Raw genomic sequence first — 20,550 nt, forward strand, 5'->3', positions numbered from 1 at the left:
TGGGCTATCCCGAATCCACGCCCGTGATCGCACTTTGGCCGAGGATGAATGAGGCGAAGTTAACGAGACCTCACTGGCCAAGCTTTTTGCTGCGACCCTTTGTCGGGGTGGGGTGGGAGCTGCGCCCCTACGCCCCTATGCCGCCTGGCGGGCTTCGACGGGGGCGAGGCGGATCAGGTAGTCGAAGGCTGAGAGGGCGGCCTTGGAGCCTTCGCCCATGGCGATGACGATCTGCTTGTAGGGCGTCGTCGTCGCATCGCCGGCGGCGAAGACCCCGGCCACCGAGGTCTGGCCCTTGGCGTCGACCTCGATCTCGCCCCGCTGGGACAGGGCCACGCCGCCCTCGGCCAGCCATTCGGTGTTGGGCACCAGGCCGATCTGCACGAAGATGCCGTCCAGCTCGACCTTGTGGCTCTCGCCCGTGCCGCGGTCGTTATAGGTGAGCGCGGTGACCTTGGCGCCGTCGCCGATCACCTCGGTGGTGAGCGCCGAGGTGATGATGTCCACGTTCGGCAGGCTCTTGAGCTTGCGCTGAAGAACCTCGTCGGCGCGGAGCTTGCCGTCGTATTCGATCAGGGTGACGTGGGCGACGATGCCGGCCAGGTCGATGGCGGCCTCGACGCCGGAATTGCCGCCGCCGATCACCGCCACGCGCTTGCCCTTATAGAGGGGGCCGTCGCAGTGCGGGCAGTAGGCCACGCCCTTGTTCCGATACTTGTCTTCGCCGGGCACGTTCATCTGCCGCCAGCGGGCGCCGGGCGCCAGGATGACGGTGCGGGACTTCAGCGAGGCGCCGTTCTCCAGCACGATCTCCACCAGGCCGCCGGTCTCGGTCGCCGGGATCAGCTTGGCGGCCTTCTGCAGGTTCATGATGTCGACCTCATAGTCGCGCACGTGGCGCTCCAGGTCGGACGCCAGCTTCGGGCCCTCGGTGTGCGGGGTGCCGGTCAGGTTTTCGATGGCCATGGTGTCGAGCACCTGACCGCCGAAACGCTCGGCGGCGATGCCGGTGCGGATACCCTTACGCGCGGCATAGATGGCCGCGGCCGCGCCGGCCGGGCCGCCGCCGATGACCAGAACCTCGAAGGGCTCCTTGGCCTTGATCTTGGCCGCGTCCCGGGCCGCAGCCCCGGTGTCGAGCTTGGCCAGCACTTGTTCCAGGGTCATGCGACCCTGACCGAACTCGACGCCGTTCAGCATGATGGTCGGCACGGCCATGATCTGGCGCGCGGCGACTTCTTCCTGGAAGAGCGCGCCGTCGATGGCGGTGTGACGGATGCGCGGGTTCAGCGCGGCCATGGTGTTCAGCGCCTGCACCACGTCGGGGCAGTTCTGGCACGACAGCGAGAAATAGGTTTCGAACACGAAGTCGCCTTCCAGCGCCTTCACCTGTTCGATGGCCTCGGCATCGACCTTGGGGGGATGGCCGCCGACGTGCAGCAGGGCCAAAACCAGGGAGGTGAACTCGTGGCCCATGGGGAGCCCTGCGAAGGTGACCGCCACATCGGTCCCGGCCCGGCGGATTTCGAAGGAGGGCTTGCGCGCGTCATCCCCGTCGGTGCGCAGGGTGACCTTGCCGCCCGACACCGAGACGATGTCCTCCAGAAGTTCGCCCATCTCCGCGGCCTTGGGGCCGTCGCCCAGCGAGGCGACCAGCTCCACCGGCTGGGTCACGTTCTGCAGATAGCCCTGCAGCTGGCTCTTCAGCGTGGCGTCCAACATGGCTCGGGTCCGGTTCTTCTGATGCGGCGCGCGCAAGGCCGTTCGACGGCGCGCACCCCGCAGGCGGGGAGGGCGGGAGAGGGTCTGAGATAGAGAGCGACGGCGCGAGCCCGGGCGTCCAGGGGCGCCGGGGCCGGGGAGGGACGCCGCCGCCCGCCTGCCAGCCGCAAGGCCAGTTGGCGGGGGCGGCGCCCCCTATTCCGTCAGTTCGCAGGCGAGGCTTTGAAGCCCTTAGATCTTGCCGACGAGGTCGAGGGAGGGCGACAGGGTCTTTTCGCCTTCTTCCCACTTGGCCGGGCAGACTTCGCCCGGATGGGCGGCCACGTACTGGGCCGCGCGGATCTTGCGCAGCAGCTCCATGGCGTTGCGGCCGATGCCCTCGGCGGTGACTTCCATGAACTGGATCACGCCTTCGGGGTCGATCAGGAAGGTGCCGCGGTCAGCCAGGCCCTGGCCGGCGCGCATCATGCCGAAGTTGTTGGTGACCAGGCCCGAGGGGTCGCCGATCATGGTGTACTGGATCTTGCCGATGGCCGGCGAGGAGTCGTGCCAGGCCTTGTGCGAGAAGTGGGTGTCGGTCGAGACCGAATAGATCTCCACGCCGAGCTTCTGGAACTGGGCGTAGTTGTCGGCCAGGTCCTCCAGCTCCGTCGGGCAGACGAAGGTGAAGTCGGCCGGGTAGAAGAACACCACCGACCACTTGCCCTTCAGGTCGGCGTCGCTGACCTCGACGAACTTGCCGCCCTTATAGGCCTGGGCGGTGAAGGGAAGAATGGTCGTGTTGACGGAAGCCATGCGCGATCTCTCCGGGCGTTGGGTGGGTGGATAGGGGGAGGAAACACCGCCTTCCTACCACCCCATGCTGCATCGCAGAAATCGATTTTATCTGGGGGGTCGATAGAGGGGGTCGATGATATGCGGGCATCGCTTAGGAGCGGCCTAGCCAAACAGCTTCGGGGGGTTCTTCTCAACCCTGGCGCGGTAGAAGCCCAGGATGTCCCCCTCATAAAGATATTGCGCTCTCGATAGCCCTTGGTCACCGAAGCGTTCGCGGGGTTCCTCCTCGTAGCCTTCGCGGTGGTCCAGCGCTCCGTCGATGTAGAGCCAGACCTTCTCAGCCTCGGCCTCGCGGTCCTTGCCCTGGGCGAGAGCTCTCAGCGTGAGCTCGCGCACATGTTCGCCGCCCACGTCGGCGAGCGCAAGTTCGCCCCGCAGCGTCCGCATGAATCCGGCTCGGACCAAGCGCCAGCTAACTTCCTCATGGTCCAGGTTGCTCGTCATAGCACTTAGGCCAAGCGCAGTTATTTTGGCCCGATCTTCTAAGTTATCCCGTGCAATACCATCCGTAATTGCGCCCAAGCAGCCCGCAAACGTCGCAGCCTTCTCTTCGATCATGCGAGCTTTGGCTCGTAACACGGCAATCCCCAGGGCAATAGCCAGCACCACGTTGAGAATAACTGAGATGGTAACAACCATGAGCATCCCCCTGCCAAGCGCTGTACCTTAGCCCAGCTTTTTCGACTTGCGCTCCTTAAACTTAGGTCGGGTTCTTCGTAGAACCGGCCGCGCGGGCGTCCGCCTTCGCGCTTGGCGATGAGGGCCCCCACCTCGGCCGGCGGCGGGCGTATACTCAGGCTTGTTCCTGTGCGATTTTCACGTTTTGTTTTCGGGCAGGCGGGAGGCGCGGCAGGGCGGTGCGGAAGACTGACGAGACCATGGGGCGGCGCGTGGCGCGCTACTTCTCCGAAGGCGTGGGTGAGGCAGGCGCGCGGGTTCCAGCGTCGCCGGAGGTGTTCGACCTCTGGGAGCGCATTCGCCCGGCTTTCTGGGGCGTCTTCGCCGTCATGCTCCTGATGTCGTTGATCGGCGAGTCGTCAGGAATGATCGACGACCTGGCGGGCGCGCCCGAGATGGCGGTCATTGCGACCGTCAGCAGTCTTTTGATCGCCCTGGGCGTCGCAGGCCTCTTTCTGAGCCTTCGCGCCATCATCTGGATCTTGGCGCGGCGGTCGTTTGGCCGGTCGCAGGAGGTTGAGGTGCGCGGGTGGGCGCGGCGCGAGTTCGACGACGCCATCGAGACGGCGGAGAGCGCGGCCAACACGTCGGGGGAGAGGCGACAGCGCCAGTATCGCCGCCATATCGCCTGGCTCTACAAGGAGCGGGAGCGGACGCACGGCGTGCCCATACCCGACCGCCTGCGCGAAGACGTACTCAGCCTGGCTGGCCCGGGCGCTCGCTGACCTAGGTGGCGGCTTCCGCTGGGGCTGGTCGCGCGTGCCGCGCCCTTTTCTCCCCCCGCCCGATCTCCTTCAGCAGGTCGTGGACGTAGAGCCCGAAGTCGACCTGGATGGTGTGGCGCTGGCTCTTGTAGAAGTGGCCAAGGTGGGCGGCTTCGTCCTTGGCGATGATGGCTTCCATCTCCTCTGGCGGCGGCGGGACGTAGCGGCCGGTGAGGCAGGCCGTGGCCAGCTTGGCCTGCTGCTCGGCGAAGTTGACGAGCGTCGGCAGGGGCTGGGCCAGGCCCATGAAGAAGAGGTTCGGCACGCCGGGCTTCATCATCCGCTTGAACAGGGGGAAGCGGTGCTCGGCGTCGGGCCGGAGGTCCGGGTCGTCGAAGAAGGGGAAGCTGATCTGGTAGCCGGTGGCGTAGATGATGGCGTCGACCGCCTCCACGCTGCCGTCCTCGAAGCGCACCTGGTCGCCCATCAGCTCGGCGATATTCGGCTTGAACCTGATGTCGCCGCAGCCGGCCCGGGTGAGGAACTCTCCGGAGACCGAGGGGTGGGCGGTCAGCGGCTCATGGTCGGGCTTGGGCAGGCCATAGTCCTCCATGTTTCCCACCAGCTTGCGGATGCGTTTGGCGGCCAGGCGAAGGCCGAGCTTGCGCGGCATCCAGTGGGGCATGGCGGCTTTGTCGGCGACGCGGCCGTTCATGTATTTGGGCAGCACCCAGACGCCCCGGCGGGCGGCCACCCACAGGGTCTTTGCGATCGGCTTCTGGGACAGCTCCGAGGCGATATCCATGGCCGAATTGCCCATGCCGACCACCACCACCTTCTTGCCGCGCATATCGATGGGGTCGAAGGGGCTGCGATAGGCATGCGCGTGGAAGGCGGTTCCTGAGAATTCGCCGGGATAGTCAGGGTAACGCGGGTTCCAGTGGTGGCCGTTGGCGACGAAGAGGACGTCGTAGGTCTTGGTTTCCCCAGTCGAGAGCGTGACGGCCCACCGGCCGTCGTCTGTGCGGACAGCCTTGGTCACGGCGGTGTTGAAGGTGATGTGCGGGCGCAGACCAAAGTGGTCCACATAGTCGCGGAAGTAGGCCAGCAGCTGGCTGTGATGGGGGAAGTCTGGCCAGTCGGCGGGCACGGGATAGTCCTCGAAGGCCAGGCGCCATTTCGAGGTGTCGATGTGCAGGCTCTCGTAGCAGGCCGACATCCCGTTGGGATTGTTGAAGTACCAGTTGCCGCCCACGTCGTCGGACATCTCGAAGACGTCGAAGTCGATGCCCTCGTCCTGCAGCCGCTTGGCCGTGGTGAAGCCCGAGGGGCCAGCCCCGATGATGCAGGCGGTGGGGGGCGTGGTGGTCATGGCGTCTGGTCCTCCCGCGCCGATGTGGCCTCGGCTGTGGTGGCGGGAAGGATGGCGCCGTTTCCCCTAGGGTCGGCAACTGCGGCGGCGGTGCGAGGAAGAGGGGACACGAAGGGCACGAAGGACACAAAGCGCCCTCCACTCCACCCCCGTCGCCCTCGGACTTGATCCGAGGGCCGATGAACTCCGCGGCCGGCCCCTGTGTGCAGGGATGCTCGGGTCAAGCCCGAGCATGACGGCGGGAGGGGCAGGGCTCCCTAGCGCCGGGCTTCCAGGAGGTCGGACCAGCGCCAGCTCGCTTCGCCGAGCGCGATGCGGGGCGCGCCGGCGCCGTCGGCGAGGCTGAGGACCACGTGGCCGGAGACGGGATCGCGGCGGCAGGCTTCGGGGGCGAAGGCCACCTCCACGGCGATGGCCTGGCGGACGCCCGCCAGCCCCTTGCCCGCCTGGCCCGGGGTCTGGACCCAATCCCCGTCCCAGAGATGCAGGGCGCGGCCCCGGGCGCCGGCCTGCGCACTCGCCTCCGCCACCGTGGCGCGCAGCCTGGGATCTTTGCGCAGCGCAGTCTGCAGGCGGGCGATCATGCTGCAGGAGGCCCCGCCGCCGCCGGCTCCGTCGCCGGTTCCGGACCCTGAGCTTCCCGTACCGCTCAAGCCCCCGCCGGGGCCGTCTCCCACCGTGGTCGCGCCGGCGGTCTGGGCGGCCGTGAGCAGGGCGTAGGTCGGGGCCTTGGGCGACGGCGGCACGGGCAGGGGCGGGATCTCCGGCGGGTGAGGCGCAGGCCTGGCCTGCCGCGGTGGCGGGGCGGGCGGCGCGAGCTTCGGCGCAGGCGCCGGCGGCGTTGCGGCGGCGGGCGGGCTCGTATCGTTCTCCTCCGGCGCCTCGGCGGGCTCCGGCTCCGGCGGTGGCTCTGGCTCGGGCGGGGTCGGCGGGATCAGGGCCACGAGGATGGAGCGCGGCTCTGGCGCCGGCTCGGGCGGGCGGGCCAGCGCCAGGGCGCCGAGGATCAGGCCGTGCAGCACCAGACTTGCCAGTCCTGCGGCCCCGCGCGCCGTCCTGTTGCGCCGCCCTGACATGAACCTCTCGCCGCCGTGATCGGGACCCAAGAGACCCACGGCGATGCGTCGAGAAGGTGGCGGGGGACGGGCCGCCCTATGGTCAAGGCGCCATGTTGAGGCCACGAACGCGCCTTCACGGGGCCGTGATGGGGCGAGCCAATGCCGGTTCCACGGCAGATGGGGATGGGATCTGCGTTGCAGAAAGGCGCTTACATGACGAAATCCTCACTCCGGTCGGCGGCGACCGTCAGCGTTCTGGTGATGGCCGGCCTCGTGGCCAGCGGCTGCGCCACCAAGAGCTTTGTCCGCGACGAGGTCGCCGTGGTCGATGGCCGCGTCACCCAGGTGCAGGGCACCGCCGGCGAGGCCCTGGAACGCGCCAATGCGGCCCACAAGCTGGCCGAGGGCAAGTTCCTCTATGAGGTGGTGCTGTCCGACGACTCGGTGAAGTTCCCGTCCGACCGCCACGCCCTGTCGCCGGAAGCCGAGGCGCGGCTGGCCGAACTGGTGCAGCGGCTGACCTCGGAAAACCGCAACGTCTATCTGGAAATCCAGGGCCACACCGATTCCACAGGCCCCTCGGGCTATAATGACCAGCTGGGCGAGGCCCGGGCCGAGGCGGTGCGCAAGTATCTCAGCCAGCAGGGCATCGCGCTGAACCGCATGGCCACCATCTCCTATGGCGAGGAGTCGCCGGTGGCGCCCAACACCACGGCCGAGGGCCGGTCCCAGAACCGCCGCGTGGCGATCATCGTCTTGACCTGATCGTCGCACCCCCACTTGCGGGCGCCTGACCCGTTGGACAGGCGCCCGCGCCCGGCGTTAAGCTTCACTGTCGAAGACGGCGAAAAGCCGCTGGGACTGTGGGAGCGAGACGATGGATGCCAATGGCGGACTGCCCGGCGTGCGGCGCGTGGGCTTGAGTGACCCCTTCCTCTGGCTGGGCCAGGGATTCTCAGACCTGTTGCGGGCGCCGGTCCCCATGCTGGCCTACGGCATGATCATCGCAGGCCTGAGCTCTGGCCTGCTCTACGGGCTCTATGTGTCGGACGCGGCCTTCTGGGCGCTGACGCTCACCTTCGGCTTCGTCTTTATCGCCCCCATGCTGGCCATGGGTCCCTATGAGGCCGGTCGTCGGCTGGAGGCGGGCGAGGCGCCGAGCCTCACTCAGATCGCCTTCGTGCGGCCGGCCTTCCGCCAGGACGTGGCCTATCTGGGGCTGGCCCTGCTGCTCATCTATCTGTTCTGGGGCCGGATCGCCCAGATCGTGTTCGGCCTGTCCACCTACCAGATGTACGACACGATCGAGGCGTTCACGGCTTTCGCCCTGACCACGGCCGAGGGGCACAACATGCTGCTGGCCGGGACCCTGGTGGGCGGGGTGATCGCCTATTTCACCTACATGCTGATCGTGGTCTCGGCGCCGATGCTGCTCGATCCGCGCAGCAATGTGTTTGTGGCCACCATCACCAGCTTCCGCACGGTGGCGATGAACCCCTTGCCCATGACCCTGTGGGCGGCCCTGATCGCGGCCCTGCTGATCGCCAGCGCGGCCACGGGCTTCCTGGCCCTGGTGGTGGTCTTCCCGTGGCTGGGCCTGGCCAGCTGGCGGGCTTATCGCGCCCTGGTGGCTGAGCCTGAGCCCGTGCCCACGGGCGCCCAGCCAGCCTGAGGGCTTCAGCCGGTCGCGGCGATCTTCGGAGCGGCGAGCCGGACGATGGGCAGGGCCTCGAAGGCGGGCCTGGCCAGCAGGTAGCCCTGGATGTAGCGCACGCCGATCTGGCGCAGGGCGGCCAGTTCGCCTTCGGTCTCGATGCCCTCGGCGATGACGGTGATCCCCAGCTCGGCGCACATGCGCGCGACGGCGGCGACTATGGTCCGGCGCGGCAGGCTCTCGTCCAGGCCGCGGATCAGCTCCATGTCCAGCTTGATGATGTCGGGCTGGAAGCGGGCCAGCAGGTTCAGCCCCGCATGGCCGGCCCCGAAGTCGTCGAGGGCGGTGCCAAAGCCCATCTGGCGGTAGCTGGCGACGATGTTGGCCACATGGGCCGGCTCGGCCATCTGCTCGTTCTCGGTGAACTCGAAGATCAGCCGCTCCGAGGGCAGGTTCGCGGCGCTGGCGGTCTTGAGCGTCAGGCGGATGCAGGCCTGGGGCGAATAGACCGCATTGGGCAGGAAGTTGATCGACAGCCGCGCAGGGCCATCCAGCAGGCCGGCGCGGACGGCGGTCTCGATGGCCTTGACCCGGCACTGCTGGTCGAAGGCGTAGCGGGTCTCGTCGGTGACCTGTGACAGCACGCTCCAGGCCGATTCCTCGGCCGGACCCCGCACCAGGGCCTCATAGGCGAAGGGCTGGGCGGTCTCCATGTCCATGATCGGCTGGAAGGCCATGGAGAAGTCGAAGTCGAGGCCGGCCCCGTCGCGGCACCCCTGGCAGCGGACGGCGGCGGGGGAGGAGGTGGCGGTCATGCGAACTGATCCCGGAAATGGCCCGCAACCCTGCCGGGAAAGTTTGAATCAAGGGTGGAGACCCCCTGCGACCGGCCGTCGCAGGGGGCCTCGCGCTCACGTCCCCTGACGCGCCTTGCCGCCGGGCGCCGACTGGATCAGATCCAGGATCGCCTCGGTGACCTTGGGTTCCAGGCCCTCGGTGTGGCCCTTGTTGATCCGCACCACGTCGGCGACCACCCGGCCGTCCTGGCAATCGGGGAAGGCGTAGATCTCCGCCGTGCCGGGCGCAGCCGCCAGGCCCCAGACCTTGTAGGTGGAACGGGCATAGTCCCAGACATGGCCGGGCGTCTCATCGACGACGTCGGGACGACGGACCCGGGGGCCGCAGGCGTACTTCTCGGCCCAGGGCGAGGTCTCCGGCAGGGACTCAATCTCATGCTCGCCGATGGCGAAGATGTGGGAGATGTCGCAGGCGATCTTCATCTCGCCACGCATGGCCGCCCGCGGCGGCGGCGGGGAGCCATCGGCCAGCGGCGGGCCAAAGGCGGCGACAAAGGGCGCCTGGCCGATGCGGCCCCCCGACAGGCTGAGCCAGCCGTCGACCTTGTCCTTGAAGAAGTCTGAGCAGACGATCCGGCTGGAGGTGAAGCCCCCCTGGCTGTGACCCGCCAGCCAGAAGGCCGCGATGTTGGACAGGCCGACCTTCTCGAAGACCATCTCGGTGATGTTCTGCAGGTGGGCGTCGTCGGCCGCCCCGTCCCAGCGGCGCACGGGCGGGCCGCCTGGCCACATGGCCGTCTCGGTGGCCGCCGTCGGGGTGGCGATCACCAGCCGGCGCTGGTCCTTGTAGTCGGCGGCCGGGAAGTAGTGTCGCTGCCAGTTGCCGATGGAGCCGGCGCCGTGGAGGTTGAGGATGAAGGTCACCTCTTCCCCCGGCTTCAGATCACACGGCATGTCGAGGAAGAAGCTGCGCCCGGTTTTAGGATCGGTGATGTTCCCCAGCTCCGCCAGGGCGCCGGTTGTGCTGGCGCATTCGGCGCCCGAGCATCGCGCGGTCGGCGGGGCGTCGCAGGTCTGCGCCTGAACGGCGGCCGGCGCGGCCAGCAGCGCCCCGAAGGCGGCGAGCATCATCAGTCTGGTCTTCATGATCTTGTTTTCCCCTTGGCCCGAACTCCCGCCGGGCGCCTGTCACATCTTAGGCGAACAGCGGTCGCGGAGTCTCGTCTCTATGATGCGGTATGGCGGTGTTATAAAGTTGCAAGAAGCCGCTTGACCACCGCGCGCCGCCTATAGATGTTATAGTGTAACATCATGAGGATCGGGCCATGCGGCGACTTCCGGTGACAGTGCTCTCAGGCTTCCTGGGCGCGGGCAAGACCACTCTTCTGAACCACGTCCTGCGCAACCGCGAGGGCCTGCGGGTGGCGGTCATCGTCAACGACATGAGCGAGGTGAACATCGACGCCGAGCTCGTCAGGGATGGCGGGGCCGAGCTGTCGCGGACCGAAGAGCGGCTAGTGGAGATGAGCAATGGCTGCATCTGCTGCACCCTGCGCGAGGACCTGCTGGCCGAGGTGCGCCGCCTGGCCGCCGAGGGCCGGTTTGACTATCTGCTGATCGAAAGCACCGGCATTTCCGAACCCATGCCGGTCGCCGCCACCTTCGACTTCCTGGAGGAGAGCGGAGACTCCCTGCGCGACGTGACCCGCCTCGACACCATGGTCACGGTGGTCGACGCCCTGAACTTCCATCGGGACTATGCCAGCTATGAACGCCTGGCCGACCGTGGGGAGAGCCTGGGGGAGGATGACGCCCGCTCCATCGTCGACCTGCTGGTGGACCAGGTGGAGTTCGCCGACGTCATCGTGCTGAGCAAGATCGACCTGGTGGAGCCCCGCATCGCCGATGAGGTGGAGGCGGTGTGCCGCGCCCTGAACCCCGGGGCTCGCATCATCCGCGCGGTGAAGGGGGAGGTTCCCCTGGCCGACATCCTCGATACGGGCCTGTTCGACATGGAGAAGGCGGCCAGCGCGCCGGGCTGGCGTCAGGCCCTGGAGTTCGGCGCGCCGTCGGAGTCGGAGGAATATGGCGTCTCCACCTTCGTCTATCGCGCGCGGCGACCCTTCCATCCGCAGCGGCTGAAGGCCCTGCTCGAGCAGGAATGGCCAGGGGTCTGGCGCTCCAAGGGCTTTCTGTGGCTGGCCACCCGCATGTCCAAGGCCGGCGCCTGGAGCCAGGCTGGCGCGGCCATGAGCTTCGAATGGGGCGGCTACTGGTGGGCGGCGATCCCGCCGGAGCGGCGACCGCAGGACGAAGAGACCCGCCAGGCCATCTCCAGCCGCTGGCGCGCGCCCTATGGCGATCGCCGCCAGGAGCTGGTGCTGATCGGCAAGGACATGGACCAGGCCGCCCTGACCGCCCTGTTCGACGCCGCCCTGCTGACGCCGGAGGAGACCCGCCGGGGGCCCGATGTCTGGCGGCGACTGGCCGATCCCTTTCCGGAATGGGGGCCTGCGCCCCAGCCGCAAGCCGTGCTCGCCTGAGCGCCCTGTCTGTAGAAACGAGTCCCCTGATGAAAATCCTCCCTGCCCAAATGCTCGACGGGTCCGCCATCGGCCTGTCGGGCCTCTGCCTCGTCCATTGTCTCGCCCTGCCGGTGGCTGCGGCGGTCTCGCCGATGCTGGGGGTCTGGAGCGAAGCCGAGTGGGTGCATCTGACGTTTGTACTGCTGGCGGCGCCCCTGTCAGCCGCCGCCCTGGTGATGACGCGGCCCCGCCGGCCGGCGGCCATGGCCCTGGCTGCGACGGGCCTCGCCCTGCTGGCGGCGGCGTTGTTCTTCCATGAGGCGGAGACCGCCATGACCGTGGCGGGGGGCCTCATCCTGGCCTCAGGCCACCTGGTGAACTGGCGGGGCCGCCTGCATCCGCCCCATGCGCATGCGGCCTGACACGGTCCTGGCCCTGGGGCTGCTGGCGCTCGCCGCCTGCGGCCAGCCGCCCGAGGCGCCGGACCCACCGGCGGCCCGGCCGGTCGTCGCGGAGGCGCCGGCCTTGACGGCTGAAGCTGATCTGACCCCCCTGGGTCCCGGCCAGGATGAGGAGATGTGGGCTGAGTTCGAGTCCGGCCAGGCGCCGATGGCAGACGAGCTGGCCAGCGAGCGGGCCCTTCAGCTCACCCTGCCGACGGCCGATGGCCCCCAGTGGGCGAAGCTGCGCAAGACAAAGGTCTGGGTGGACGAACCAACCCAGCTGTTTCGCGCCAGCCATCCGGCCGAGGTCCGGGCCCTGGCGGGCAAGCCGTTCAAGATCCAGGGCTTCATGCTGCCCCTGGAAATGGCCGAGCGCACCACGCGCTTCCTGATCTCACCCTATACGCCGGTCTGCTTCTACCACCCGCCCGCCGAGCCGAACGAGGTGATCGAGGTCTGGCTGAAGCGCCCGATCCGCGCCGGCTATCACCTGGTGGAGGTGGAAGGCGTCCTGGCCCTCACCGACAATGGCGAAAAGGGCCTGTTCTTCCAGATCCGCGACGGCGCGGCCCGGGTCGTCCAGGAGGTGGACGGCGCGCTCTAACCCGCCAGGGCCGAAGCGCTGACCGCCTCCAGATCGCCGGCCCCTTGCGTCACCGCTGCGACCAGGCCGGGGGCGCCCGCCAGGACCTGGCCGGCATAGAGCCGCAGCAGGGGCAGGCGGGCCTGCATCCAGGGATCGTCAGAAGCTGCTGCGACCAGGGCCTGGCGGGCCAGGACGAAGCCGCCGATGACGTCGCCGGCCAGCTTCAGATAGGGGGTGGCCCCGGCGGCCGAGGGGGTTCCCCGGTTCTGCAGCATCCAGTCGGTGGCGGCCTCCAGGGCGCGGACGCCCTCGGCCAGGCGACGGCCGGCCTCGGTCAGGTCGGCCCGCTCGGTCAGCGCCTCGGCGGTCATGGCCATCTCGGCGCACAAGGCGTCCATCACCGAGCCCTCGCCCATGGAGAGCTTGCGGCCGGCGAGATCCAGGGCCTGGATGCCGTTGGTGCCCTCATAGATCGGGCCGATGCGGGCGTCGCGATAATGCTGGGCCGCTCCGGTCTCCTCGATGAAGCCCATGCCCCCGTGGACCTGGACGCCGAGGGAGGCCACCTCGACCCCCACATCGGTGGACCAGGCCTTGGCGATGGGGGTCAGCAGGTCCTGGCGGGCCTTGGCGCTGGCCCGGGCCTCGGGCGTGGGCGCCAGGCGGGCATGGTCGGCGAGCACGCCGGTCATGAAGCAGATGCCCCGGGCCGCCTCGATCTTGGCCTTCATCAGCATCAGGGTGCGGCGGACGTCGGGATGGTCATAGATGGGGGCCGGCGAGGCGCCGCCCCAGGCGGATTTTCCCTGCGTGCGGTCCTGGGCGTAGGCGAGCGCCTGCTGGAAGGCCCGTTCGGCGATGCCGACGCCTTCGACGCCCACCTGCAGGCGGGCGGCGTTCATCATGACGAACATGTGCGCCAGGCCCTGGTTCAGCTCGCCGACCAGTTCGGCCTGGGCGCCGTCGAACATCATTACGCAGGTGGGGGAGGCGTGGATGCCCAGCTTGTGCTCGATGGAGGCGGCCCACAGGGCGTTGGCCTCGCCCAGCGTCCCATCGTCCTGCACCGCGCGCTTGGTGGTCAGGAAGAGCGAGATGCCCTTCACCCCGGGCGGGGCGTCGGGCAGACGGGCCAGCACCAGGTGACAGATATTGTCGGCCGCGTCGTGGTCGCCCCAGGTGATGAAGATCTTCTGGCCATAGAGCTTGTAGCCGCCGTTCCCATCCGGCTCGGCCCGGGTGGTTAGCGCCGCCAGATCCGAGCCGGCCTGGGGCTCGGTGAGGTTCATGGTGCCGGTCCACTCGCCCGACACCAGCCTGGGCAGAACCAGCCGCTTCTGGCGCTCGGTTCCATGCTGGGTCAGGGCCTCGATGGCCGCCTGGGTCAGCATGGGGCAGAGGCCAAAGGCCATGTTGGCCGCATGGACCATTTCGAAGACCGCCAGCTCCATGGCCTTTGGCAGGCCCTGGCCGCCATGTTCGGCCTCGGCCGAGAGGCTGTTCCAGCCTTGTTCGGCGAAGGCGCGATAGGCGTCGGCGAAGCCGGGCGCGGCGGTGACCTTGCCATCGGCATGGCTGGCGCCAGCCTGATCGCCGGCCCAGTTGAGCGGGGCCAGGACCTCGGTGGTGAAGGCGCCGGCGGCCTCCAGCACGGCCGCCACCGTGTCGGCGTCCAGCTCCGGGAAGCTCGTCTCCACAAGGTCCCCATGGCCGGCGACGTTCAGGGCGAAGGCGATGTCGCGGACGGGGGCGCGGAAGGTCATGGACGGCTCCTGTTGAGGGAAGGCTATTTAGGCCGAGTGACGTTGCGTCACCAAGGCTTGCGGTCCCCAGGGCGACAAGGGGCGGGGTTTGCGGCTATCACCAGCGCGCCTTTGAGGATGGAACCATGACCATGACGCAAGCCGATGCGGCGGTGGATCGCGCCGCCCAGGCCCTGGCCAGTGGCGCGCTCGCCATCCTGCCCACCGAGACCGTCTATGGCCTGGCCGCCGACGCAGCTGACCCCCGCGCCGTGGCCGCCCTGTTCGAGGCCAAGGGCCGGCCGCGGTTCAACCCCCTGATCGCCCATGTGGCGGACCTCGCCATGGCGCAGAAGGTCGGCGTGTTCGATGAGCGCGCCGTGGCGCTGGCGCAGGCCTTCTGGCCCGGACCCCTGACGCTCGTCTTGCCGGTGGCCGACGGCGAGGCGGTGTGCGACCTGGCCCGCGCAGGGCTCGACAGCGTCGCCATCCGGGTTCCAGGCCATCCGCTCGCCCGGGCGGTGATCGCGACACTGGGGCGTCCCGCGGTCGCGCCTTCGGCCAACCGGTCTGGGCGTCCCAGCCCCACCACCTTCGCCGACGCCCTGGAGGAGACCGGGGTCTTTGCGCTGGCCGCCCTGGACGGCGGGCCCTGCGCCGTGGGGCTGGAGTCCACCGTGGTCGCCCTGCTGGACGAACCGCGCCTGCTGCGCCCTGGCGCTGTGACCCGCGAACACATCGAGGCGGTGATCGGGCCCCTGGCCGAGGCCGAGGACGACGCCCGCCGCTCGCCCGGCCGCATGGCCCGCCACTATGCTCCCCAGGCGCCGGTGCGCCTCGACGTCATCGCGCCGGAGCCGGATGAGGCCTATCTGGCCTTCGGTCCTGGCGCGCCGGAAGGCCCACGGGTGTTCAATCTCAGCCCGACCGGCGACCTGGCCGAGGCCGCCGCTCATCTGTTCGCCTATCTGCGGGCGGCCGACCGCACCGCGCCGCGGGCCATCGCGGTGGCGCCTATACCCGCCCACGGCTTGGGCGAAGCGATCGAGGATCGCCTGCGGCGCGCCGCGGGCTTTGTCGGCTAGGGCTTGAGGGGTTAGATTCCCGCCATGACCATTTCCGTTCCCGCCGATGTCGTCTCCCGCCTGAAGGCCGTGCTCGGCGAGGGCGGCTGGAGCCAGGACCCCGAGCGCCTGGCGCCCAAGCTGCTGGAGTGGCGCGACCGCTGGAGCGGCCAGACACCGTTCCTCGCCCTGCCCGGCTCGACCCAGGATGTGGCCGCCGTGGTCGGAATCTGTTTTGAGGCCGGCGTACCCATCACCCCGCAGGGGGGAAACACCGGCCTGGTGGGCGGCCAGATCCCCATGGGCGAGATCCTTTTGTCCACCGAGCGCCTGCGCGCCGTTCGCGATGTGGACGCCCTGGATGACGTGATGGTGGTGGAGGCCGGGGTCACCCTGGCCGGGGCCCATGAGGCGGCGCTGGCGAAGAACAGGCGCTTTCCGCTGGATCTGGCTTCGCAGGGGACCGCGACCATCGGCGGGGTGATCTCCACCAACGCCGGGGGCACCGCGGTGCTGCGCTATGGGACCACGCGGGACCTGGTGCTGGGCCTGGAGGCCGTGCTGCCCAATGGCGAGGTGTGGAATGGGCTCAAACGCCTGCGCAAGGACAATACCGGCTATGACCTCAAGCAGCTGCTGATCGGCGCCGAGGGCACGCTCGGCGTGGTGACCGCCGCCAGCCTGAAGCTGTTTCCCATCCTGCCGTCGCGGGCCGTGGCCATGGTCGGTCTCGCCAGTCCCCGGGCGGCGCTGGACCTTTTGGCCCGGGCCAAGGAGGCGGCCGGCGGCGGGGTCGAGGCCTTTGAGCTGATCAGCCGGGTCGGCGTCGACTTCGCGCTGAAGAACATCGCCGGCCAGCGCGATCCCCTGGCGCAGACCCATCCCTGGTACGTGCTGGTGGAGCTGGCCTCTGGCGAACCGGGCTCGGCCGAGGCCGCCCTGGAGCGGCTGCTTGCCCAGGCCCTGGAGAGCGGCCTGATCGCCGACGCCGTGGTCGCCCAGACCAGGACTCAGGCCCAGGCGCTGTGGTCCCTGCGGGAGAACCAGTCCCCGGCCCAGAAGCCGGAGGGCGCCACCTGGAAACACGATGTGTCGGTGCCGGTCAGCAAGGTGGCCGACTTCCTGGAGGAGGCGGGCGCGGCCATGACCGCATTCGCGCCGGGATGCCGGATCTGCGCCTTCGGTCATGTGGGGGACGGCAACATCCACTATGACGTGCTGCGCCCGGACGGGGGCGATGACGCCGCCCATTCGGCGGCCCGCGACGAAGGATCGCGCCGGGTTCACGATATCGTCGCCAGCCTGGGCGGCTCCATCTCCGCCGAGCACGGCCTGGGCGCGATGAAGACGCAGGAAGCCTTGCGCTACAAGGCTCCGGTGGAGGTGGCCGCCCTGCGGGCGATCCGCTTGGCCCTTGACCCCAAGCGCATCATGAATCCCCGGGTCCACTTCTAAAGACCGCCCCCGCCTTGGCTTTGTCACGAAGACAGGTCAAAGGACCGCGCCATGCTGTTCGTCCTTTCCCCGGCCAAGGCGCTGGACTTCTCCGCCCCCGACAAGCTGCTGGGCATGACCGCCCCGCAGTTCGAAGCCGATGTGGCGGAGCTGGCCAAGACCACCCGCAAGCTCACCGTCTCTGACCTGAAGCGGCTGATGTCCCTGTCGGACAAGCTGGCCGAGCTGAACCGCGCCCGCTTCCAGGCCTTCGATCCCGAGAGCGAGGATGGTCTGCAGGCCGCGCTCGCCTTCAATGGCGATGTCTATGCCGGCCTGCGCGCCCGGCAGATGAGCAAGGCCGACCTGGACTGGGCGCAGGATCGCTTGCGGATTCTCTCGGGCCTCTATGGCCTGCTGCGGCCCCTGGACGTGATCCAGCCCTACCGGCTGGAGATGGGCACCCGGCTGAAGACCAAGCGCGGGGCGACCCTCTATGACTTCTGGGCCGACAAGATCGCCGTGGCCCTGAATGCGGCCGCCCAGGGCCATGCCGACCCGACGCTGGTCAACCTGGCCAGTCAGGAATATTTCGGCGCCGTCGACGCCCGGGCCCTGAAGCTGCCGGTGCTGACCGTGCGCTTTCTGGACGAGAAGGACGGCCACGCCCGGATCGTCAGCTTCTACGCCAAGAAGGCCCGCGGCCTGATGGCCCGCTGGGCCATCGACAACCGGATCAGCCGGGCCGATGATCTGAAGGGCTTTGATGGGGACGGCTATCGCTTCGCCGCCGCCGACTCCCAGCCGGGCGAATGGACCTTCATCCGCCAGCAACCGAACGCCGCCGCCGCGGCCTGACACCACCCACGGGGAGAGACGCGCATGGCTGCTGACTACGGGATCGCCGGACACGTCGCCATTGTCACCGGCTCCACCAGCGGCATCGGCTTTGCGCTGGCCTCGGCGCTCGCCGAACAGGGGGTGCATGTGATCCTCAACGGCCTGGGGGACCCGGCCCAGATCGAGACCAATCGGCGCGAGCTGCAAGCCCGCACCAACGCCTCGATCCGCTATCACGGCGCCGACATGACCAGGCCCGATCAGATCGCCGATCTGGTGGACTATGCGGTGCGCGAGTTCGGCCGCCTCGACATTTTGGTCAACAATGCGGGCATCCAGCACGTCTCGCCCATCGAGGACTTCCCGCCGGAGAAGTGGGACGCCCTGATCGCCATCATCCTCTCCTCGGCCTTCCACGCCACCAAGGCCGCCGTGCCGATCATGAAGGCCCAAGGGCGCGGCCGGATCGTCAACATCGCCTCGGCCCACGGCCTGGTGGCCTCGCCGTTCAAGTCGGCCTATGTGGCGGCCAAGTTCGGCGTGGTGGGCCTGACCAAGGCCGTCGGCGTGGAGCTGGCCCGCACCGGCGTCACCTGCAACGCCATCTGCCCCGGCTATGTGAAGACCCCCCTGGTGGAGGCCCAGATCGGCGACCAGGCCCGCTCCCGCGGCATCTCCGAAGACCGGGTGGTGGACGAGGTCATCCTGGCCGCCCAGCCCAACAAGGCCTTCGTCGAATATGATCACCTGGCCGGCCTGCTGCTCTACCTCGTCTCCGACATGGGCGCCTCAGCCACCGGCGCCGCGCTGTCCGTGGACGGCGGCTGGACGGCGACCTGAGGTTAGAAACCCCCGTCGTATTCGGGCAAGAATAGACCTTCCGACGCCCGCCAGACTTTTCGTATATACAAAAACTTGCGCGCGGCGCCTATTTAACGTATATACGAAAACCTGATGGACATTTCCTTCGATCCGGAAAAGAGCGCCAGGAACGAAGCGGAGCGCGGCCTGCCGTTCTCGATGGCGGAGGAGTTCATCTGGGATACGGCGTTAGTCGCGACCGACGAACGTTTCGACTATGGCGAGGATCGCTGGATCGCTCTGGGTTTTATCGGCGCGCGTCTGTTCGTGCTGGTGTTTACCGAGACCAAGGACGGCATCCGCGTCATCAGCTTCCGCAAAGCCAATGCGAGAGAGGCCAAGAGATATGCCCAAGCGACCCAATCCTGAGAAGATCGACGCTGAATCCCCTGAGCTCGATGACGCGTTCTTCGCGCGGGCGAAGTCTGCTGACCAGGCCTTGGGGCCGGCCTTCATGCTCAAGGCCAAGCGTGCGCCGGGTCGGCCGAAGGTTGACGAACCCAAAGAGCCGGTGAGCATCCGGCTTCGGCCCGACGTGCTCAACCACCTCCGCTCAACCGGAGCCGGTTGGCAAACCAGAGTGGATGACGCCCTCGCAAAGCTCATCGCCGAGGGGCGGCTTTAGTTTCAGCGCTTCCGAGCCAGGAGGGGGCCACCAGCCGCTCTGCTCGACGGAGGTTCTGGTTGGCGCCAGTTGCTGACATAGGCTCCGAGCCAGTTTGCGGACATTCCTCAACTTGGCTGAATGTCGGGTTGCCGACCTACCAGCCACGGCTGAGTCCGACCCTTGAGGGACATTGGCGTTGCCCGCTTTTGGATCGCGGACGCACTTCATCAGGTCCGTGCTCTATTGGTCGAGAGTTGACTTACGCGGTTGGCCGTCATGGGGACCAAGCAGCCGCGCCGGCGCGTCAAGCCACGCATAGGGGCTGTCGCGCTCGACCTCTGGGTTGAGGGGATATCGCCCTCGGTTCTCCGGCTTCCGCTTCTCCCCGATAACGAGGAGCCTGACCTCTTCTTCAGTGTTGTTCAGGAAGGTGTGGCAAATACCTGTGCCAGATGGAAAGGCGACGCTGTCCCCTGGTTTTAGGGGGTGCAATATTCCGTCAATCCAGGCATCAGGTCGCCCTTGCACTACGAACACAAACTCTTCTTCGGCGCTTTCGGCGTGGGGATATGAGGTGCGTCTCCCAGGCAGGAGCCGAACATGGTGTATGCCGATACGCGTCAGGCCTAGCTGGCGCCCGAGCGAGGCATCCAGCCCCATCGGCTCATCGTCACCCGCATACCTGTGCGGCTCGGGCGACTCCAACTCCGACCAATGAGCTATGAAGGGCGGACGGTCGATCATGTTTCTCACCATGGCACCTAACACGAGAAGCTATCCCGACGGAGGCTGCACTGCTCGATATTGAGGCCATCTTGTTCGATGCCGATGGGGTGATTCAACGCCCGCCGGTTGATCTTGCCAATCAGCTAGCCTTCACATTGGGGATCGCGGCGGAGCAAGCTGATGCGTTCATCCTGGATCTGTTCGCGGCGGAAGCCGAGGCGCTGACCGGTGAGAAGGACATCTTAGACTGCGCGGAACTCGTCCTGAGGCGCTGGTCTATCGACGGGGGTTTGGAGCACTTTGACCGACTTTGGCACCAGATCGACGTGTACTCGGACGTGCACGACGTCGTGGGGGAGTTGCGGGCGGCGGGCATCTATTGTGCGATTGCGTCGAACCAACAGGCTCGCCGGGCGCGAGCGATGTCTGTCGACTTGGATTACCGCCAGAAGTTTGATGCCGAGTTTTACTCTTGCGATCTCAGGCTGAGGAAGCCGATGCAGGCGTACTTCCAGAGTATCATCGACCGTTCAGGCGTCGAACCAAGCCGATGCCTGTTCGTGGATGACCGCACTGGCAATCTCGAAGCGGCGAGGGCCATAGGGATCCACACACTGCGCTTCGTGGCCGACGACCACCCGAAGAAAGGGGAAGCGCTAAACGGGTTGATCAGAACTCTGAGGCGCTCACCGTAGGGCCCGCTAGCCACCCATCTCGGCGGTTCAGGACGTCTGCACTGTGGCCGCCCGCTCCGCGATGAGCGCGGCGGCGAAGATGCGCCAGTGGACTAAGCCGCTCGCGCGGCATGGGTGGGCTGGAGAGAGGTCTGTGAGGGGTCGGCTGGCGCGGTGTTTGGCCGGTCCTGTCTGAAGATTGGGGATCAACCCTGCAGACAGGAGA

Annotated in this window: 22 protein-coding genes; 13 read left to right on the forward strand and 9 right to left on the reverse strand. The window is 67.9% G+C overall.

The window, feature by feature from the left end; translation table 11 throughout:
• Positions 1-135 precede the first annotated feature (135 nt).
• The 3 genes from ahpF to Q8N19_RS06505 form a co-directional block, all read right to left on the reverse strand.
• Positions 136-1,722 (reverse strand): alkyl hydroperoxide reductase subunit F, encoded by a 1,587-nt coding sequence (gene ahpF, locus Q8N19_RS06495; RefSeq protein ID WP_305588771.1) that lies wholly within the window; start codon positions 1,720-1,722, stop codon positions 136-138.
• Positions 1,723-1,953: 231 nt separating this feature from the next.
• Positions 1,954-2,517: an alkyl hydroperoxide reductase subunit C gene (gene ahpC / locus Q8N19_RS06500; protein ID WP_305588772.1), complete on the reverse strand. Its 564-nt coding sequence runs from the start codon at positions 2,515-2,517 to the stop codon at positions 1,954-1,956.
• Between the two features lie 144 nt (positions 2,518-2,661).
• Positions 2,662-3,198 (reverse strand): hypothetical protein, encoded by a 537-nt coding sequence (locus Q8N19_RS06505; protein WP_305588773.1) that lies wholly within the window; start codon positions 3,196-3,198, stop codon positions 2,662-2,664.
• Between the two features lie 218 nt (positions 3,199-3,416).
• On the opposite strand from Q8N19_RS06505, the gene Q8N19_RS06510 reads away from it, so the two are divergent.
• Positions 3,417-3,962, forward strand: a complete 546-nt coding sequence (locus tag Q8N19_RS06510) for a hypothetical protein (protein WP_305588774.1) — start codon at positions 3,417-3,419, stop codon at positions 3,960-3,962.
• A 1-nt stretch (position 3,963) separates the two neighbouring features.
• Here the strand turns inward: Q8N19_RS06510 and Q8N19_RS06515 are convergent, their stop codons facing one another.
• Positions 3,964-5,313 (reverse strand): NAD(P)/FAD-dependent oxidoreductase, encoded by a 1,350-nt coding sequence (locus Q8N19_RS06515; protein ID WP_305588775.1) that lies wholly within the window; start codon positions 5,311-5,313, stop codon positions 3,964-3,966.
• Positions 5,314-5,570: 257 nt separating this feature from the next.
• A complete protein-coding gene (locus Q8N19_RS06520; RefSeq protein ID WP_305588776.1) occupies positions 5,571-6,335 on the reverse strand; it encodes a hypothetical protein in 765 nt (254 codons plus the stop codon).
• A 249-nt stretch (positions 6,336-6,584) separates the two neighbouring features.
• Between Q8N19_RS06520 and Q8N19_RS06525 the strand changes: the two genes are divergently transcribed.
• Positions 6,585-7,136, forward strand: coding sequence for an OmpA family protein (locus Q8N19_RS06525; RefSeq protein WP_305588777.1), 552 nt, complete (start codon positions 6,585-6,587; stop codon positions 7,134-7,136).
• Between the two features lie 112 nt (positions 7,137-7,248).
• Positions 7,249-8,043 (forward strand): DUF2189 domain-containing protein, encoded by a 795-nt coding sequence (locus Q8N19_RS06530; protein WP_305588778.1) that lies wholly within the window; start codon positions 7,249-7,251, stop codon positions 8,041-8,043.
• 5 nt (positions 8,044-8,048) lie between these two features.
• On the opposite strand, the gene Q8N19_RS06535 is transcribed toward Q8N19_RS06530, so the two are convergent.
• Positions 8,049-8,840, reverse strand: coding sequence for an EAL domain-containing protein (locus Q8N19_RS06535; RefSeq protein ID WP_305588779.1), 792 nt, complete (start codon positions 8,838-8,840; stop codon positions 8,049-8,051).
• Between the two features lie 96 nt (positions 8,841-8,936).
• The gene (locus tag Q8N19_RS06540; RefSeq protein WP_305588780.1) at positions 8,937-9,968 is read right to left on the reverse strand and encodes a hypothetical protein; all 1,032 of its coding nucleotides are present in this window, start codon (positions 9,966-9,968) and stop codon (positions 8,937-8,939) included.
• A gap of 179 nt (positions 9,969-10,147) precedes the next feature.
• Here Q8N19_RS06540 and zigA point away from each other — a divergent pair, with 179 nt between their 5' ends.
• Genes zigA through Q8N19_RS06555 form a run of 3 tightly spaced genes read left to right on the forward strand, consistent with a single transcriptional unit; the run spans position 10,148 to position 12,394 of the window.
• Positions 10,148-11,365, forward strand: a complete 1,218-nt coding sequence (gene zigA / locus Q8N19_RS06545; RefSeq protein ID WP_305588781.1) for a zinc metallochaperone GTPase ZigA — start codon at positions 10,148-10,150, stop codon at positions 11,363-11,365.
• Between the two features lie 29 nt (positions 11,366-11,394).
• A complete protein-coding gene (locus Q8N19_RS06550) occupies positions 11,395-11,769 on the forward strand; it encodes a MerC domain-containing protein (protein ID WP_305588782.1) in 375 nt (124 codons plus the stop codon).
• Complete coding sequence (locus tag Q8N19_RS06555; protein WP_305588783.1) at positions 11,753-12,394, forward strand: DUF3299 domain-containing protein; 642 nt, start codon at positions 11,753-11,755, stop codon at positions 12,392-12,394. The genes Q8N19_RS06550 and Q8N19_RS06555 overlap by 17 nt, the downstream gene beginning before the upstream one ends.
• Here the strand turns inward: Q8N19_RS06555 and Q8N19_RS06560 are convergent.
• Positions 12,391-14,139, reverse strand: a complete 1,749-nt coding sequence (locus Q8N19_RS06560; RefSeq protein ID WP_305588784.1) for an acyl-CoA dehydrogenase — start codon at positions 14,137-14,139, stop codon at positions 12,391-12,393. The genes Q8N19_RS06555 and Q8N19_RS06560 overlap by 4 nt on opposite strands.
• A gap of 125 nt (positions 14,140-14,264) precedes the next feature.
• Here Q8N19_RS06560 and Q8N19_RS06565 point away from each other — a divergent pair, with 125 nt between their 5' ends.
• From Q8N19_RS06565 to Q8N19_RS06590, 6 genes are all read left to right on the forward strand, one after another.
• On the forward strand, positions 14,265-15,203 hold the full coding sequence (locus Q8N19_RS06565) for an L-threonylcarbamoyladenylate synthase (protein WP_305588785.1): 939 nt from the start codon (positions 14,265-14,267) through the stop codon (positions 15,201-15,203).
• A 24-nt stretch (positions 15,204-15,227) separates the two neighbouring features.
• On the forward strand, positions 15,228-16,637 hold the full coding sequence (locus Q8N19_RS06570; protein WP_305588786.1) for an FAD-binding oxidoreductase: 1,410 nt from the start codon (positions 15,228-15,230) through the stop codon (positions 16,635-16,637).
• A 51-nt stretch (positions 16,638-16,688) separates the two neighbouring features.
• Positions 16,689-17,474, forward strand: coding sequence for a peroxide stress protein YaaA (gene yaaA / locus Q8N19_RS06575; protein ID WP_305588787.1), 786 nt, complete (start codon positions 16,689-16,691; stop codon positions 17,472-17,474).
• Positions 17,475-17,498: 24 nt separating this feature from the next.
• On the forward strand, positions 17,499-18,296 hold the full coding sequence (locus tag Q8N19_RS06580) for a 3-hydroxybutyrate dehydrogenase (protein WP_305588788.1): 798 nt from the start codon (positions 17,499-17,501) through the stop codon (positions 18,294-18,296).
• Positions 18,297-18,410: 114 nt separating this feature from the next.
• A complete protein-coding gene (locus Q8N19_RS06585) occupies positions 18,411-18,686 on the forward strand; it encodes a BrnT family toxin (RefSeq protein ID WP_305588789.1) in 276 nt (91 codons plus the stop codon).
• A complete protein-coding gene (locus tag Q8N19_RS06590) occupies positions 18,664-18,942 on the forward strand; it encodes a BrnA antitoxin family protein (RefSeq protein WP_305588790.1) in 279 nt (92 codons plus the stop codon). Before Q8N19_RS06585 ends, Q8N19_RS06590 begins: the two co-directional genes overlap by 23 nt.
• A gap of 222 nt (positions 18,943-19,164) precedes the next feature.
• On the opposite strand, the gene Q8N19_RS16950 is transcribed toward Q8N19_RS06590, so the two are convergent.
• Positions 19,165-19,680 (reverse strand): cupin domain-containing protein, encoded by a 516-nt coding sequence (locus Q8N19_RS16950; protein WP_371133805.1) that lies wholly within the window; start codon positions 19,678-19,680, stop codon positions 19,165-19,167.
• A 59-nt stretch (positions 19,681-19,739) separates the two neighbouring features.
• On the opposite strand from Q8N19_RS16950, the gene Q8N19_RS06595 reads away from it, so the two are divergent.
• Positions 19,740-20,345, forward strand: coding sequence for an HAD family hydrolase (locus tag Q8N19_RS06595; RefSeq protein WP_305588791.1), 606 nt, complete (start codon positions 19,740-19,742; stop codon positions 20,343-20,345).
• Positions 20,346-20,550 lie beyond the last annotated feature (205 nt).

Source organism: Phenylobacterium sp., from assembly GCF_030693405.1.
In the GTDB taxonomy this organism is placed as follows: Bacteria; Pseudomonadota; Alphaproteobacteria; order Caulobacterales; family Caulobacteraceae; genus Phenylobacterium.